This is a genomic window from Priestia sp. 40, assembly GCF_049368575.1.
GTDB lineage: Bacteria > Bacillota > Bacilli > Bacillales > Bacillaceae_H > Priestia > Priestia zanthoxyli.
Genome location: NZ_JBMPZA010000017.1, coordinates 218,575 through 235,160 on the forward strand (window position 1 = coordinate 218,575; position 16,586 = coordinate 235,160).

Genomic DNA, 16,586 nt, shown 5'->3' on the forward strand with positions numbered 1-16,586 from the left:
AATATATTATACTAACCCAATCGTGAAAAAAAGGGAGTTTATTACTTTTTACCTTGGGATTGATAACTACGGGAGGTTACATTATGTTGGGTTATGGTGGATATGGCTGCGGCGGTTCTAATAAAGGTTTTGTGTTATTAATCGTACTGTTCATTTTATTAGTTATTATCGGCTGCAGCTGTGGCGGCTGGTAATTATACAATAAAAGCGGCTAACGGCCGCTTTTATTTTTTCTTGTGCATGTTTTTCCATATGTTTGATACATATAATTAGTAGAAACATTTATGTGGTTAAGGTCGAGGTAATGACTTTTTTATACGGATTTGGTACACTTTATACCTATAAAATAGCCTAGGGAGATGTGAAAGTTGATTACAATGAACGATATTATTCAAGACGGACACCCAACGCTGCGAGAAGTAGCAAAAGAAGTACCGTTACCTGCTTCTGAAGAAGACAAAAAGATTTTACATAGCTTATTAGAATATGTAAAAAACAGCCAAGATCCTGAGATTGCTGCTAAATATGGCCTGCGATCTGGTATCGGGCTTGCCGCTCCTCAAATTAATGTATCAAAACGAATGATTGGGGTTCACGTTACGGATGAAAAAGGCAAGCTATACAGCTATGCATTATTTAACCCTAAGATCATTAGCCACTCAGTAGAAAAGACATACCTTACAGGCGGTGAAGGCTGCTTGTCTGTCGATCAAGATATCCCAGGATTTGTTCCTCGATATGCACGTATCACAGTAAAAGGCACAACGCTTGAAGGCGAAGAAGTGAAAATTCGTTTAAAAGGCCTTCCTGCTGTCGTATTTCAGCACGAAATTGATCATTTAGACGGAATTATGTTTTATGATTACATCAATAAAGAAAATCCATTTCAAGAACCTGAAAATGCTTTTCCATATGAACGCTAAAAAACGCGAGCTAGCGCTCGCGTTTTTTCTTACTTTAATAATCCTACTAGCTCTAATCCGTGGAGAATACCATCTTCTGCTACATCTTTTGTAACAAGATCAGCAACTTCTTTCACGACTTCTTCCGCATTTCCCATCGCTACGCCATTTCCTACAAACTCAAGCATTTCGATATCGTTTAAGCCGTCTCCGAATGCATATACATCTTTTTTGTCAAAGCCAAGCTTTTCAATCATGGTCTCAATTCCTCGCGCTTTTGATCCACCTTTTGGGAGAACATCAGTTGAAAATTCATGCCAGCGAATAAAGTCAAATTTCTTAAATTTTTCTTCATAAGGAGCTTCTTCTCCCGCTGTACAGAATAAGAGGGATTGATAAATTTCACGTCCTTTGAAATAAGCAGGATCGTGGTGAGGGTGGGTAAATCCAATTTTCAGCGTGCTGATGCTGGATTCGATATAATCATGAAATTCAATGTTTGATTTCATATCTTCATGATCCATGTATACGACAGGATGATCATGCTCAACAGCAAAAGCCGTTAAATCCTGAAGCTCTTCTTTATTTAACGGGTTTTTGTAAAGAACTTCTCCATTTAAAACAATGTACTGACCATTAAAGCTAATATATGTTTGAATATCCAACTCTTCACGCAGATCTTTAAACATAAAAGGAGCCCTTCCAGTTGCAATTGCCACTTCATGCCCCTGCTCTTTTAACAGCTGGACAGCTTTTTTTGTAGAAGCAGGCAGTTTTTTATCATGATCCAATAACGTTCCATCAATATCAAAAAAAATAATCTTTCGTTCCACGTTTATCACCTTATTTTTTATAATTTTTTATCTCTTTGTTAAGCCTTTCCAATTATATCAAACAAGCGCTCGTTTCTCTATAAATGGACGTTCTTATTTACATTTTTTCCATATTTAACCACGAGAAACCTCTCCCTTTTCATCATATAATAAAAGTACAGAGAGAGACAGGCAGGTATCGCAAAAAAACAAAGGAGCTGAAAAATCATGTTAAAAGATTTTCGAAAAAGGCTGCTAAAACGCTGGAATGAATTATTGCGTAAAAAAACGATGGCATAATCGATTTTTTTAGGGCTTTCTGTTGTAAAATTTGCAGAGTGTGTGTCTGCATCGTACAATGGAATAGCCCTTATTTTTTATACGCCCGGAAAATATAGTCTTGTATCCGTTTCCTATTAATATTATTCTATAATTAATTGACTTGTTATATTTAGATGACTAAAATGTAGTGAAAGCAAGTTTCTTTAGAAAATACATGAAATACATACACATTTTATAATATAATAAAATAAGTTATTTGAATTTCGGAATTAAGGAGAGATTTTTGTTATGATTTTTAAAGTTTATTTTCAAGAAAAAATGAGTGAAGTAGCTGTACGTGAAAATACAAAAACAGTGTATGTGAACGCAGATTCTGAGCGTGACGTTCGTCAAAAGTTAAAAGCGCGTTCAATTAATATTGAGTTTGTTCAAGCAGTGACTGGAGACTATCTAGAATATGAACAACAGCATGAAGATTTTAAAGTATTGGAGATATGATGAAAATGAAATTTGTAAAAAATAATCAAACGGCAGTTTTCGCCCTGGGTGGACTAGGCGAAATCGGTAAAAATACGTATGCCGTACAGTTTCAAGATGAAATTATTCTTATTGATGCAGGAATTAAATTCCCTGAAGATGAGCTTTTAGGAATTGACTACGTTATTCCTGACTACAGTTATTTGGTAAAAAATGCAGATAAAATCCGTGGCCTTTTCGTTACACACGGTCATGAAGATCACATCGGCGGAATTCCTTACTTATTAAGAGAATTAAACATTCCTATTTATGCAGGGAAATTAGCCCTTGGGCTTCTTCGCAATAAATTAGACGAGCATGGGTTGCTTCGTACAGCTCAGCTTCATGAAATTACTGAAGATGACGTAATTAAATTCCGCAAAACATCGGTAACGTTCTTCCGCACAACTCACAGTATTCCTGATTCTTACGGAATTGTGGTAAAAACACCAAACGGACAAATCGTACATACAGGAGATTTCAAGTTTGATTTTACACCAGTGGGCGAACCGGCTAACTTAACAAAAATGGCTGAAATCGGTAAAGAAGGCGTTCTATGCTTGCTTTCAGACAGTACAAACAGTGAAATTCCTAACTTTACGATGTCTGAGCGCCGCGTAGGTGACAGCATTCATGACATTTTCCGTAAAGTAGACGGCCGTATTATTTTTGCAACGTTTGCTTCAAATATTCACCGCTTACAGCAAGTAGTGGAAGCAGCCGTATTGCATAACCGTAAAGTTGCTGTATTCGGACGCAGTATGGAAGCAGCTATTGAGATTGGCCAACAACTTGGATATATTTCATGTCCAAAAGATACGTTCATTGAGCCTTCTCAAATTAACCGAATTCCAGCTAACCGCGTGACTATTTTATGTACAGGCAGCCAAGGTGAACCGATGGCAGCGCTATCTAGAATTGCAAATGGTACTCACCGCCAAATTCAAATTATCCCTGGAGATACGGTTGTATTCTCATCTTCACCTATTCCAGGAAATACAGTAAGTGTTAGCAAAACAATTGATATGCTATTCCGTGCAGGAGCAGAGGTTATTCACGGTGCTCTAAACGATATCCATACTTCTGGACACGGCGGACAGGAAGAGCAAAAATTAATGCTTCGTTTGATGAAACCAAAATACTTTATGCCAATTCACGGTGAGTATCGCATGCAGAAGATGCACATCAAACTTGCAACAGACTGTGGAGTTCCTGAAGAAAACTGCTTCATTATGGATAATGGAGAGGTGCTAGCTTTAAGCGACAGCGAAGCTTCAGTAGCCGGCAAAATCCCTTCAGGCTCTGTATATATTGACGGAAGCGGAATTGGTGACATTGGAAATATCGTACTTCGTGACCGCCGCATTTTATCTGAAGAAGGTCTTGTTATTGTGGTTGTAAGCATCAATATGAAAGACTTCAAGATCGCTGCTGGTCCAGACATTATCTCTCGTGGTTTTGTTTATATGCGCGAATCTGGCGACTTAATTAATGATGCACAATCTCTTATTACAAAACACTTGAACAAAGTAATGGAACGTCGTACGTCACAATGGTCTGAAATTAAAAATGAAATCACAGACACATTGGCTCCATTCCTTTACGAAAAAACAAAGCGCCGTCCAATGATTTTACCAATCATTATGGAGGTTTAATAAAAGAAAAAGAGCGGATGCAATTGCATCCGCTCTTTTTTATTAGGCACTGGCAAATTTATTTTCGAAGCGGTTGATATCTGCATCTGCTCCAATAACAATCAACACGTCCCCTTCTTGAATCGTTTCGGACGCTTGAGGAGAGACGATGATATCTCGATCGCGCTTAATGGCTACAATGTTAATTCCATATTTTGCACGAATGTCTAACTCAATCAGCGTATTGCCAGCCATTTTTTTGCTTGCTACTAATTCGACAATGCTGTGTTCTTCAGATAGCTCTAAATAATCTAGCACGCTGTTTGAAATCATGTTATTGGCAATTCTTCGTCCCATATCTCGTTCGGGATGCACGATAAAATTGGCGCCAATTTTTGATAATACTTTGGCATGATAATCATTTTGCGCTTTTACCGTTATTTTTTCAACGCCCAGCTCTTTTAAAATAAGGGTCGTCAAAATACTCGCCTGAATATTATCACCAATAGCTACGATAACATGATCAAAATTACGAATTCCTAAACTTTTTAGAACCCCTTCATCCATTGAATCGCCTACTACTGCGTGAGAAGCAACGTTAGCATACTCATTTACCTTTTCTTCATCAATATCAATCGCCAGAACTTCCATTCCTTGATCGCTTAATGTTTTACAAATACTTCCTCCAAATCTACCTAATCCGATGACTGCAAATTCTTTTTTCATTTAAATTCCTCCATTATGTACAGGAAAAAATCTGAACTACCGTTATTTTACCACAATTCTTTTTTATCAACCTCATTTTCCCGTTAACAACGCTTATATCTCTTTACTATTTCTCACAGAAAAACAGAAGGATCAGCTCCTTCTGTTTTTTAAGCTGTAGCATGGGTTTGGACAAGGTAATAATATACGCCTTTTTGTAGCATTAGTTCCCCGTGATTGCCTGTTTCAATAATGCTTCCGTGATCTAATACAATGATGTTATCTGCCTCTCGTATAGTAGATAACCGATGAGCAATCATGATGGCAGTTCTGTTTTTTAACAGCGTTTTAAGCGCTTGTTGAATCTTCACTTCTGTTTCTGTATCGATGCTTGCTGTCGCTTCATCTAAAATGATAATACGAGGATCAGCCAACAGCGTTCGAGCAAATGAAATCAGTTGACACTCTCCTACGGATAAGACGTTTCCTCGCTCTTCTACTTCCGTATCATAGCCTTTTTTCAGACGCTTTATAAAATCACCAGCCCCTACCGCTTCTGCGGCCTTAATCACTTCATCATCAGTAGCATTCGGTTTTCCAAACCGAATGTTTTCCATAATGGTTCCTGAAAAAATAAAGGTTTCTTGCAGCACAATACTAATTTGCGCTCGTAAACTCGCTAACGTAATATTTTGAATAGGCATATTATCAATTAAAATCTGCCCTTCGTTCACATCATAAAAACGTGTGATTAAATTAGCAATGGACGTTTTTCCAGATCCAGTATGCCCCACTAAAGCAACCGTCTGGCCTTCTTTTATTTCAATTGATACGTTGTTTAAAGCTTTCCGCTTCCCATCATAAGAAAATGAAACGTGCTTGAACTCAACTTTTCCCTTCATATCCTCTAAAGACGTAGCGGTTTCCAAATCTGCGACGAGAGGTTTTTCATCTAAAAATTCAAAAATACGCTCGGATGAAGCCATTCCCATTAATAATTGATTATACACTTGCCCTAAACGAGAAATCGGTTCCCAAAACATTCCAAGATAAAAAGCAAATGATACAAAAATACCAATTGTTAGCCGTTCATCTTGAATAAGTACAGCACCGAACCAAATTAAAATAGCCGTTCCGACAGCATTTGTGAGTTCTACAAACGGTCGAAACATGGCATTTTTTCGAGTAGCCTGCCTCCAACTCTCGTAGTTTTCACTGTTTATGCGCTCAAAAAACAGCATGTTTTCTTGTTCTTGAGCAAATGATTGGGTGACGCGAATGCCTTGAATACTCTCATTTAAATGTGAATTTAATACGGACTGTTTCATACGAACAACTTGCCACGACCGGCGAATTTTTCTTCTCAACTTTGTAGAAATGAAGAACATAATCGGTAAAATGACTAAAACAGCACATGTTAAAGTAGGACTGAGAGAAAATAATATAACCACAATGCCAACTAACAATAAGAGGTCCATAAACAGGTTAACTACCCCGTTGGTAAATAAATCTTGAAGAGAATTAATATCATTCATAATCCTTACAAGAATAGAGCCTCCTGAACGCGTATCAAAAAACCGGTGCGACAGCCCTTGAACATGCGTAAATAAATGTTTTCTTAAATCATATATAACGTGCTGCCCAAGCTGGTTCATCCATTTAATTCGAAAGACATTCGCAATATAAGATAGGACATACAAGCTAAAGATTATGAAAACTAACTGCATGAGCAGCGTGCTATTCTTATCTTTTACAGCGTGATCAAGCGTGTAGACACCTATCAAAATAGGAATAGCGAGTCTAATAATCGTCGTGATAATGACCATAAGAAACGAGAAAGGAAGCAAGTTTTTTCGATATGGATGAAGATAACGAAACAAGCGGGCCATTTGCTTCCAGTTAAACATCTTATCAATGATTTGATCTGTTTGATAATAAAAGCGCTCTCGCACAACTTTATTTTTTTCGGCTTCCATTCTATTCCTCCCTTGTTATACGTTCATCACCGACGTATTGCTTTCATATTGAATGTCATAAATATTTTTATAAATCCCTTGCTTTTGAATGAGCATTTTATGGCTTCCTCTCTCTTTTATTTGACCTTCATGTAAAACCAAAATTTCATCGGCATGTCGCAAAGAAGAAAGGCGGTGTGCGATAATAAACGTCGTACGATTTTTCATCACTTCTTTTAAAGCCAATTGAATTTCTCTTTCTGTTTTCATATCAACGGCACTTGTCGCATCATCTAATACTAAGATACTAGGGTTTAAGATAAGCGCTCGTGCAATCGCAATGCGCTGCTTTTGTCCGCCTGATAACCCCAGTCCTCTCTCTCCCAGCATCGTGTCATATCCATCCGGAAGTTCCATAATAAAGTCATGCGCCTGCGCTCGTTTTGCAGCATCAACAATGTCTTCTCTGGAAATACCCGGCACGCCATAGGAGATGTTGGTTCCTATGCTGCTTGAGAACAAAAACGTTTCTTGAAGTACAAAGCCAATTTCTTTCCGAAGAACAGGGAGCGGATACTCTTTAATCGGACGATGATTAACTAAAATTTGTCCTGAAGTCGGTTCGTAAAACCTCGTGAGCAGCTGTGTTAAGCTTGTTTTGCCGGCTCCAGTTGCTCCAATTAAACCTACAACTTTTCCTTTAGAAGCAGAAAACGATATGTTCTCAAGGGATTTTTTATCCTCATTTGGATAGGATAAGCTAACATGCTGAAACTCCACCGTTCCATTAATAGAAAAACTTCCGCAATGCTCATGGACTTTTTCTTCTTCTTCTAAAATTTCTAGCAGCCTTTCACCTGAAGCTTTAGATTGTGAAAACATATTGATAACAAAACCTAGATTCATAATCGGCCACATTAAATAAGAGGTTAAGCTAAAGAAAGCAACAAGCTCCCCCGGACGTACGCTTCCGTTCATAACAAGCGCTCCTCCGTACGCAAGGAGACCAACAATAGATAAGTTTCCTATAAACTCCATTAAGGGGAAATAAGTTGCCCAAACATTGGCTGTTTCAATGTTTCGATTTTTATAAACTCCGTTGGAATCATTAAATTTAGAGGTTTGAAATTTCTCTCTTGATAATGACTTGACCGTTTGTATGCCGCTTATATTTTCTTGAACATTTGTATTAAGTTCCCCAAACGATTGACGAATTAAGCGAAACGCTGGATGAACGCGTTTATCAAAACAATAAACAGCTACCCCCAAAAAAGGCAGCAGGAAGATTGTGACAAGAGTGAGTGAAATAGAGTAATAGAACATAACGGAAAAGCTGGCAGTAAGTAAAATAACGAAGCGAATTAATTCTGAGAAGCCAAAAGATAGAAAAAAACGAAATCCTTCTACATCAGCTGTCAACCTGGACATCAAGTCCCCTGTTTTAGCATTGTCATAGTAAGAAAACGGTAAATACTGAAGTTTGCGGTAAAGTTTATTGCGAAGAGTATACACGGACTTAATTCCAAATAAGTCGCCGTAATATTGCTGAATATATGTAAAGATTCCCTTGATGATCATCAGTCCAATAAAAATAAATGCTACATTATCGACTAGCTGATATTGTTTTCCTAACACGATATGATCAATCGTATATTGCAACACAATAGGGTAAATCACAGTGATGGAGGTTACAAATAACAAACAAATAGCAGAATAAAAAAAGTACATTCGGTACGGCAAATAAAAATCTTTTAGTTTTTTAAACGTTTCCATATACCCCGTCCTTCCTTTAACTAAAATGCGGCACACATATTTAAATATATCGGTTCCCGAAATAAATTACCATAATTTTTAAATATTTTTTCAAAAAAAGGTAAATAGTCATAAAAAAAGAGGTTGGGATATAATTAAATGAATCCAATCTAAAGACGAGCAAATGAAATATATCAGTTGAACTGCTTGTGATACCGCAGTTGATTTCCGTGCAAGACTTCGCTTTTCGCCGGAGTCTTCTTCTTGCACTCCCTCCAATCAACTGCTAGAAAGATCTAAATAGACGAAACTATTCACCCAAACAAAAAAACGAACCACTAATCAAACATGTTGAACAATGGTTCGTTTTTCACTTCGTCTAAAATACTTTTGTCCCAGACTCTTTTTTTATTGTTTTTCCACTGCATGTCCGCCGAACTCATTGCGAAGAGCGGCAACTACTTTACCTGTAAACGTATCATCTTCAAGCGAGCGATAGCGCATCATTAAAGATAGAGCAATAACTGGCGTTGGCACTTGTAAATCTAAAGCTGATTCAACCGTCCATTTTCCTTCACCGGAAGAATGCATAACGCCTTTAATACTGTCAAGTTTTGCATCTTTTGAAAATGCACGTTCCATTAATTCGATTAGCCATGAGCGAATAACAGAGCCGTTGTTCCATACGCGGGCTACAGCTTCATAGTCATAGTCAAATTCACTTTTCTCTAACACATCAAAGCCTTCAGCAATTGCTTGCATCATGCCGTACTCAATTCCGTTATGAACCATTTTCAAGAAGTGACCGCTTCCTGCTGCGCCTGAATAAAGATAGCCGTTTTCTACGTTGATGTCGCGGAAAATAGGTTCGATTGTAGCAAATGCTTCTTTATCTCCCCCAATCATCATACAAGCACCGTTTCGGGCACCTTCCATTCCGCCGCTTGTTCCAACATCAAAGTAGTGAATTCCTTTTTCAGCAGAAGCTGCAGCACGTCGTACAGAATCTTTATACTTGGAATTACCGCCTTCAATGATCATATCTCCTTCTTCAAGTAGTTCTTGAAGCTCAGAAATTACTTTTTCTGTTAGCTCTCCAGCCGGAACCATTACCCAAGCAATGCGTGGTTTTTCTAATTTGCTTACTAATTCCTTAATGGAAGAAGCGCCTTCTGCTCCCTTTTCTGATACTTTCTGTACGGCTTCGTTGTTCACATCAAATGCTACCACAGAATGGTTATGATCTAGTAAATTCAATACTAAGTTTGCTCCCATTTTTCCTAAGCCAATCATACCTAATTTCATATGTAAATTACCTCCAATAGTAAGTTTCGTATCATGTTGTTAGTGTTAGTATGGTGTAAACTCACAAGAAAAAATCCACATTTTTATATTTCCTTTATCAGTTACTTCCTACACACAAAAAAGAAAAACATTCGATGCAAGTTCTACTAAGCATCGAATGCTTTTCACCTGTTACAACTGCCTGTATTTATTCGTTCTCGCCTAATACACGATTCACGCGTTTTTCAAGCATTTTCATACCGCTTCCGCCAGCTTGGAAGTGGCGTAGCTGACCTGTTTTGTCAAATACATAATATGCCGGTACATATTGATTTTCAAATGCATCCGTCAATTTATGCTCACTGTCGACAAAAATTGGCTGCGTAATATCATGTTCTGCTGCTACTTCTTTAATTTTTTCTAAATCTAAATCGTCTTCAGAACGCGGCATATGAACAGCTACTACGTTTAATTGATCTTTGTATTGGTCGCGGAATTCATTTACTTGAGGCATTGCTTCTTTACATAGATGACAGCTTACTGACCAAAAATGAATAAGCGTTGGCTTTTCGCCGATTAGCTGCTCTTTTGTTACCTCTCCGTTTAACCATTCTGTAGCGCCCGTTAACTCAGGCATTGGCTGACGTAATTTCATGAATAAAAGCCTCCCTTGTTTTTACTATTATTAACTATACGTTCTCTATTATCCGATGAAAAAAGGCCTAACGTGGACGTTAGACCTTTTAAACGTTGTGCTTACGCGTTTAAAGTAGCTTGACCTGGTTTCCAGTTCGCTGGGCAAAGTCCGCCAGTTTGTAACGCTTGAAGAACACGTAAAGTTTCATCAACGTCACGGCCAATATTGTTGTGGTTTACAACTGAATATTGTAATTCGCCTTCTGGGCTGATGATGAATAAACCGCGAAGTGCTACACCTTCTTCTTCAATTAAAACGCCGTACTCACGAGAAACAACGTGATTTGTATCAGCTGCTAATGGATATTTAAGATCACCTAAACCATTATCTTTACGATCAGTGTTGATCCAAGCTAAGTGTGTATGGATTGTGTCTGTAGAAACACCGATTACTTCTGCGTCAAGATCTTCAAACTCATCATAACGGTCAGAAAGTGCAGTGATTTCTGTTGGACATACAAATGTAAAGTCCATTGGATAGAAGAATAATACTGTCCATTTGTCATTTTTAATATTTTCTTCTAAGCTAACTTTACCGAATTCTTTGTTTGATAATACAGCTTCCATTTCAAAGCGTGGAGCTTGTTTACCTACCATACGTTCTGGCATACATGATCCCTCCAAATAATTATTAAATGAGAAAATGTATAAAACATTCTCACTTATGTACTGTTATAACGGTTTTCATTATAATGGATATTGTTTTTTTAGTCAATATTAATTAAGAATGAATTTAAACAACATCTTATAATGGTAACATAGTTGTTATGCCCGCCTTTAGGGCAAATTAAACCCTGACTTCAGCAAAAAAATGCTATAAAAGGGTTGCATTTATTTACCTTCTCAGTTTAGCATGTCTAATATCGGGAATAAACAAATGTGCTCATACTCTTACAAAATCTTTTCCACAGAATAAATTCCCACTTATTAATATTGAAACAGAACATAGGAAGGATGAACAACTAATGTTTAAGATGCAAGACATCAACTGGGAACAGCTTCTTACCAATGCTGGAGTTATTGTGTTAAAACTCATTGCCATTACCATTGTATTTTTACTGGTACGAGCAATTGGTAAAAAAGTTATTGAACGTTCCTTTGAAAAAATGAGTGAGCGTGAAAATACTACGCGCGGACGTATGCTCACACTCAAAAGTTTAACCGTTAATGTGTTTTCATATGTACTTATTTTTATTTTTGTCGTCATGCTGCTTGAAGCAGTAAATATCCATGCGACAGCTTTATTAGCTGGTGCCGGAGTTGTGGGTCTAGCAATCGGGTTCGGTGCTCAAGGACTGGTTAGCGACGTTGTAACAGGTTTCTTTTTACTTCTTGAAAAACAGCTTGATGTTGACGACTATGTAACAACCGGAAGTTTTTCAGGAATTGTCGAATCAGTAGGTCTTCGTACTACTCAAATTCGCGGATTTGACGGAACTCTACACTATGTGCCTAACCGTGAAATTACAAGTTTAAGCAATCATTCCCGAGGCAATATGCGCGCGTTGATTGATATTGGTATTTCGTATGATGATGATATTGACAAAGCTATTTCAGTACTAGAAAAAGTATGCGAGCGCGTTGCTGCAACAAATGAAAACATTGTAGAAGGACCAAGCGTGATAGGAGTTCAAGGTCTAGGCGCATCGGACGTTGTGCTTCGTGTAGTTGGCAAAGCTAAAAACGGTGAACAGTGGGGGGTTGAACGTCAGCTTCGCAAAGAGTTTAAAGAAGCGTTTGACGCAAACGGTATTGATATTCCGTTCCCTCATCAAGTAAATATTGATAAAAAGCAGCCTGAAGATGCCAAGCAGCCTCAGCATGCATAAAAAATAGCCGAAGGATTTATTCCTTCGGCTTTCTTTTATCCTTGTACTTTATTGCCTACTTGCTGACAAATTTCTTCTGCCGTTAATCCGCTAGCTGTAATAACTGAGCTTTGCGTTACTGCATCGGAAATCCCCATTACGTTTGAATCCTGTCCTGTTACAACACAGCAATCGCACCCTTGTGCATCACTTTCGTTGCGTAATTGTACCACTTCATGTCCGAGCTGCTGAAGCGCAGCCTGTACATCTGTTAAACCGTATTCTACACCAATTCGTGCCATCGTTGCCCACCTCCTCATGGTATTAATTTAGCCATAAGGAAAAATGATTATACGATTTATTGATTGCCTTTATGTTCAAAATATTTTGTAATAAGTGAAATTGCAGTATCTATTGCGTCTTCATGAGGCTGCAGCTTTGCATGATGAAGCCCATATTCTGACTGAACGCCAAGCCAAAACATAAATCCAGGAATATCTTTTAGCATATAGCCAAAATCTTCTCCTGTCATTGCTTCTTTGCACTCAATGACATCCACGTCCGTTTGCGCTTTGGCAAATTCCATAAACTCTCGCGTGACTTCATGGTGATTATATACTTGATGATACATACAGCCATAATCAATGGCTGTTTCACACTGATACCCTACTTCTACTCCTTTAACAATCGCTTCAATTCGTTCTTTAACACGCGTCATTGATTCAGGAGATAGCGTGCGAATGGTTCCTTCTATGCGAGCTCGCTCCGCAATAATATTTTGAACCGTGCCGCCTTGAATTTTTCCTACTGTAATTACAGCGCTGTCTAGCGGATCAACGTTTCGAGCAACAATAGTTTGAAGCTGTGAAACAAGCTGACATGCAGCAACTACCATATCATTTGTTGTATGTGGATAAGCAGCATGACCGCCTTTTCCTTTTAAATCAATAAATAGCTCAGACGTGTTAGCAAATAGTAATCCTTCCTTCAGCGCAATCGAACCAACCGGATATTCAGGCGCTACGTGAAGGGCGAAGATGAAATCTGGAAGCCATTCTTTCATGATATCGCTTTGGAGCATTGGCTGTGCTCCTCCTGGACCTTCTTCTGCAGGTTGAAAGATGAACAGTACATTATCTTTGATTTCATGCTGAGCAAAGTAAGTCAGTACTCCTAGCCCAATGGCCATATGCATATCATGTCCGCAGGCATGCATAAGTCCTTCGTGCTGTGATTGAAAAGAATAATTCGTTTCTTCCGTGATAGGCAGACCGTCAATATCTGCTCGGTAGCCTATTGTTTTAGTTGGGTTTGTACCATGTACTTTAACAAAGAGTCCTGTTTTCCACGTCTTTACTTCTAAGCGCTCTTGCGGAAGAGTGTTAATATAATCAAGCAAAAAACGCTGTGTTTTCACCTCTTGAAACCCTAATTCAGGAATTTTATGTAGCTCTCTTCTTATTTTCACAAATTCATTTTCAGCCATGTGTATGTCCTCCTCACGAAATAAAGAAGAAAGCGTGGTTGCCCACGCTTCCAACTTGTCCATATGATACGTTTAAGGATTCAGTATCCCAATCGCTAAAACCTATTAATTCAGCAAAGAAAAAGCGCAAACTGATCGTTTTTCTTATTCTTCGTTTAATTGACGCAATTCTTGCTTGATTTCTGTTTTAGACTTTGTTTTTTCGTCAATTTCTTTAATAACGCGAGCCGGCGTACCTGCTACTACTGTGTAAGGAGCTACATCTTCTACTACGATTGCACCTGCAGCAACTACTGCACCTTTACCTACTGTTACACCTTCAAGAACAACAGCATTAGCACCGATTACTACGTCATCTTCTACTACAACTGGTTTTGCAGAAGGTGGCTCAATAACACCAGCTAATACAGAACCTGCGCCGATATGACAGTTTTTACCTACTGTTGCACGACCACCAAGTACTACGTTCATGTCGATCATTGTTCCTTCACCGATTACAGAACCGATGTTAATAGATGCACCCATCATAATAACAGCGTTGTCGCCGATTTCAACTTGATCGCGAATAATAGCGCCTGGCTCAATACGAGCTTTAATTCCTTTCATATCTAATAAAGGAATCGCAGAGTTGCGGCGATCGTTTTCAATTACATAGTCTTCAATTTTTCCTTCGTTTGCTTCAATAGCAGCTTTGATTTCTTTCCATTCACCGAATACTACACCTGTGTTGCCCGTTACGAATGTTTTAGAAGATGAACCAAAGTCAATTCCTTCTACTTCACCTTTTACGTAAACTTTTACCGGTGTTGATTTTGTGCTGTTTTGAATAAATGAGATAATCTCATTAGCATCCATCATTTTCATTATGTATTCCTCCTAAGTAAGCAATGTCTCATTTAATGTAACAAAATGCTTTCACAATGACAAGCATCATTATCGTTTTAATAAAAAGATAACGATTGCAAATAAAAAAAGCGAGCATCTAGGCTCACTTTAGACCGTTTCTCTTACATATTCACGTACAATATCAACAAATGCTCGAACTTGCTTCAGTTTAAAAGCTGATTCATATCCAACTAAAGAAGTGTCTCGCGTAATTGGCTCTCCATTTGCTTTCAGAAGCGGTGTCCGGTGGATATGGCTTCCAGCTTCTTTAATAGCAATCGATGGTAAAATAGCGAAGCCAAGACCATTTAAAGCCATTTGCTTACACGTCTCAATCTGATCCACTACAATCGTACGCTTCGGTGTAGTATGAAACTCTCGATGCCACCATTCTAAAATTTCTTGATAATACGTTGAGTCACTTTTAAATTGAATAAATGGTCGATGAGTATTTACTACTTCCGCTGCCCTTTCAATTTCTGAATCAACTAGGTAAAGAGGATCTGTAAACAAATGTTCTTTGACACCTTTCCAATCCGGGTTTCCGCGTATAATTCCAATATGTACCTCATCTTCGTACAGGTAGCGAAGCATTTCACTGCTCCAGCCGGTTACAAGAGAGATTTTAGCATGTGGGTAACGATCCATATAGCGTTTTAACACCGCCGGCAGCCAGTGCTGTCCAATAATCGAAGCCACCGCTAATTTGAGTGTACCATATACTTCATTATCTAAATGATGCAAGTCCTCACGAACCCGATCTTCTTTTTCTACCACTTCTTTTGCAAATTGAACAATCTTTTCTCCAGCAGGCGTTAATGACAGTCCTTTTTGCGAACGAATGAAGATTTGTGTATCCCATGCTTTTTCAATGGTTTGCAGCCTCTGTGATAAAGCTGGTTGCGATACAAATAATCTCTCTGCAGCTTTTCTCATATTTAATTCTTGAGCTAATACAACGAGCATTCGACATTCTATTAATTGCATTCAGTTATTCCTTTCAAGCCTCTTTTTACTTTCATTTTACCTTTATCATATAAGAAAAAAACGGAGAAAGATAGGCTGAAACACGATTTCTTAAAAAAATTATTGAAATGACTCCTTCGGGAGAATGATGGACTGCCTTCTTAATGACTTTAACAAATTTCTTCGGGTTAAAATCCCTTCAAAAATGCCATCTTCATTCTCTACGCACAAAAAAGGATGGTTAATCATGGCATTTATGACTTTTAATACAGATTTTTTCATGGAGACACGAGGAACATTTTGATTCATAACTTCTTCTACTTTCATGGTTTCTAATCGTTCAAATTCAATGCGCTTTAATCCTAAAATCGAATCTAAAATAAGCGTCATGCTCACGAACCCCTGCAGCTGAAACCTTGGATTTAATACGGGAATGGACGTATAGCCAGTCTTTGTTAACACAAGCAAAGCATGTTCTAAATTATTTCCCACTTGAACATGAGCAACTTTATCAGAAGTGACAAGCAAATCTCGAAGTTCAATTTGATTTAACTGATTGTGATCAATATCAATCATTTATACATTCTCCTTCCATTTATCATAATTTCCACGTGTGTAAAGAGAAAAAGAACAAGCTACAAAATGAAAATAGCTTGCTTACGTAAATGCGAACCTTTAAGAGGGAATAGAAGCAGACACACTCGATGTTCTCCCTTATATGTTAAGTCTAGATTTTTTTAAAACAAGTGTCAACGAAAGTTCAAAATTATCTGATTTTTTTATTTTGATTTTTTTACAGCATTCGACCCGTTCCTTCTATTTATCAGAAAATCTGCTATCACTTTGTCGATATTTCTCGGGAAAATAGGGCAGAAGCCACCACAAAAACTCCATACGCAGTAA

General features: G+C 38.0%; 18 protein-coding genes. 5 read left to right on the forward strand and 13 right to left on the reverse strand.

Annotated elements, in window-relative coordinates; all coding sequences use genetic code 11:
• The first annotated feature begins 83 nt into the window (after positions 1–83).
• The gene (locus ACO1DI_RS20840) at positions 84–194 is read left to right on the forward strand and encodes a YjcZ family sporulation protein (protein ID WP_016763434.1); all 111 of its coding nucleotides are present in this window, start codon (positions 84–86) and stop codon (positions 192–194) included.
• Positions 195–368: 174 nt separating this feature from the next.
• On the forward strand, positions 369–923 hold the full coding sequence (gene def, locus ACO1DI_RS20845; RefSeq protein ID WP_013056051.1) for a peptide deformylase: 555 nt from the start codon (positions 369–371) through the stop codon (positions 921–923).
• Positions 924–952: 29 nt separating this feature from the next.
• Here the strand turns inward: def and ACO1DI_RS20850 are convergent, their stop codons facing one another.
• A complete protein-coding gene (locus ACO1DI_RS20850) occupies positions 953–1,735 on the reverse strand; it encodes a Cof-type HAD-IIB family hydrolase (RefSeq protein ID WP_042992243.1) in 783 nt (260 codons plus the stop codon).
• Between the two features lie 549 nt (positions 1,736–2,284).
• On the opposite strand from ACO1DI_RS20850, the gene ACO1DI_RS20855 reads away from it, so the two are divergent.
• Positions 2,285–2,494, forward strand: coding sequence for a DNA-dependent RNA polymerase subunit epsilon (locus ACO1DI_RS20855; protein ID WP_013082289.1), 210 nt, complete (start codon positions 2,285–2,287; stop codon positions 2,492–2,494).
• Positions 2,495–2,499: 5 nt separating this feature from the next.
• Entirely contained in the window at positions 2,500–4,167 is a 1,668-nt protein-coding gene (gene rnjA / locus ACO1DI_RS20860; protein ID WP_013056048.1) for a ribonuclease J1, read from the forward strand.
• A 42-nt stretch (positions 4,168–4,209) separates the two neighbouring features.
• Here rnjA and ACO1DI_RS20865 read toward each other — a convergent pair whose 3' ends face one another.
• The 7 genes from ACO1DI_RS20865 to ACO1DI_RS20895 form a co-directional block, all read right to left on the reverse strand.
• Positions 4,210–4,872: a potassium channel family protein gene (locus tag ACO1DI_RS20865; protein WP_014461001.1), complete on the reverse strand. Its 663-nt coding sequence runs from the start codon at positions 4,870–4,872 to the stop codon at positions 4,210–4,212.
• Positions 4,873–5,021: 149 nt separating this feature from the next.
• A complete protein-coding gene (locus tag ACO1DI_RS20870) occupies positions 5,022–6,827 on the reverse strand; it encodes an ABC transporter ATP-binding protein (RefSeq protein ID WP_371905475.1) in 1,806 nt (601 codons plus the stop codon).
• Between the two features lie 15 nt (positions 6,828–6,842).
• Positions 6,843–8,579, reverse strand: coding sequence for an ABC transporter ATP-binding protein (locus tag ACO1DI_RS20875; protein WP_423145588.1), 1,737 nt, complete (start codon positions 8,577–8,579; stop codon positions 6,843–6,845).
• 108 nt (positions 8,580–8,687) lie between these two features.
• Positions 8,688–8,837: a hypothetical protein gene (locus tag ACO1DI_RS20880; protein ID WP_423145601.1), complete on the reverse strand. Its 150-nt coding sequence runs from the start codon at positions 8,835–8,837 to the stop codon at positions 8,688–8,690.
• A gap of 129 nt (positions 8,838–8,966) precedes the next feature.
• Positions 8,967–9,863 carry a phosphogluconate dehydrogenase (NAD(+)-dependent, decarboxylating) gene (gene gnd / locus ACO1DI_RS20885; protein ID WP_014461004.1) on the reverse strand — a complete coding sequence of 299 codons (897 nt, stop codon included), beginning with the start codon at positions 9,861–9,863 and terminating at the stop codon, positions 8,967–8,969.
• A gap of 187 nt (positions 9,864–10,050) precedes the next feature.
• Positions 10,051–10,497, reverse strand: coding sequence for a TlpA family protein disulfide reductase (locus ACO1DI_RS20890; protein WP_014461005.1), 447 nt, complete (start codon positions 10,495–10,497; stop codon positions 10,051–10,053).
• Between the two features lie 101 nt (positions 10,498–10,598).
• Positions 10,599–11,147 carry a peroxiredoxin gene (locus tag ACO1DI_RS20895; protein WP_014461006.1) on the reverse strand — a complete coding sequence of 183 codons (549 nt, stop codon included), beginning with the start codon at positions 11,145–11,147 and terminating at the stop codon, positions 10,599–10,601.
• A gap of 356 nt (positions 11,148–11,503) precedes the next feature.
• Here ACO1DI_RS20895 and ACO1DI_RS20900 point away from each other — a divergent pair, with 356 nt between their 5' ends.
• Positions 11,504–12,367, forward strand: coding sequence for a mechanosensitive ion channel family protein (locus ACO1DI_RS20900; protein WP_014461007.1), 864 nt, complete (start codon positions 11,504–11,506; stop codon positions 12,365–12,367).
• A 35-nt stretch (positions 12,368–12,402) separates the two neighbouring features.
• Here the strand turns inward: ACO1DI_RS20900 and ACO1DI_RS20905 are convergent, their stop codons facing one another.
• The 5 genes from ACO1DI_RS20905 to cbpB form a co-directional block, all read right to left on the reverse strand.
• A complete protein-coding gene (locus tag ACO1DI_RS20905; protein ID WP_371905474.1) occupies positions 12,403–12,648 on the reverse strand; it encodes a YkuS family protein in 246 nt (81 codons plus the stop codon).
• Between the two features lie 56 nt (positions 12,649–12,704).
• Positions 12,705–13,832, reverse strand: a complete 1,128-nt coding sequence (locus tag ACO1DI_RS20910) for an N-acetyldiaminopimelate deacetylase (protein WP_115653365.1) — start codon at positions 13,830–13,832, stop codon at positions 12,705–12,707.
• Positions 13,833–13,976: 144 nt separating this feature from the next.
• Positions 13,977–14,696, reverse strand: coding sequence for a 2,3,4,5-tetrahydropyridine-2,6-dicarboxylate N-acetyltransferase (gene dapD, locus ACO1DI_RS20915; protein WP_013082280.1), 720 nt, complete (start codon positions 14,694–14,696; stop codon positions 13,977–13,979).
• Positions 14,697–14,825: 129 nt separating this feature from the next.
• On the reverse strand, positions 14,826–15,704 hold the full coding sequence (locus tag ACO1DI_RS20920) for a LysR family transcriptional regulator (protein ID WP_013056037.1): 879 nt from the start codon (positions 15,702–15,704) through the stop codon (positions 14,826–14,828).
• Positions 15,705–15,803: 99 nt separating this feature from the next.
• Complete coding sequence (gene cbpB, locus ACO1DI_RS20925; RefSeq protein WP_013056036.1) at positions 15,804–16,259, reverse strand: cyclic-di-AMP-binding protein CbpB; 456 nt, start codon at positions 16,257–16,259, stop codon at positions 15,804–15,806.
• Between the last annotated feature and the right edge of the window lie 327 nt (positions 16,260–16,586).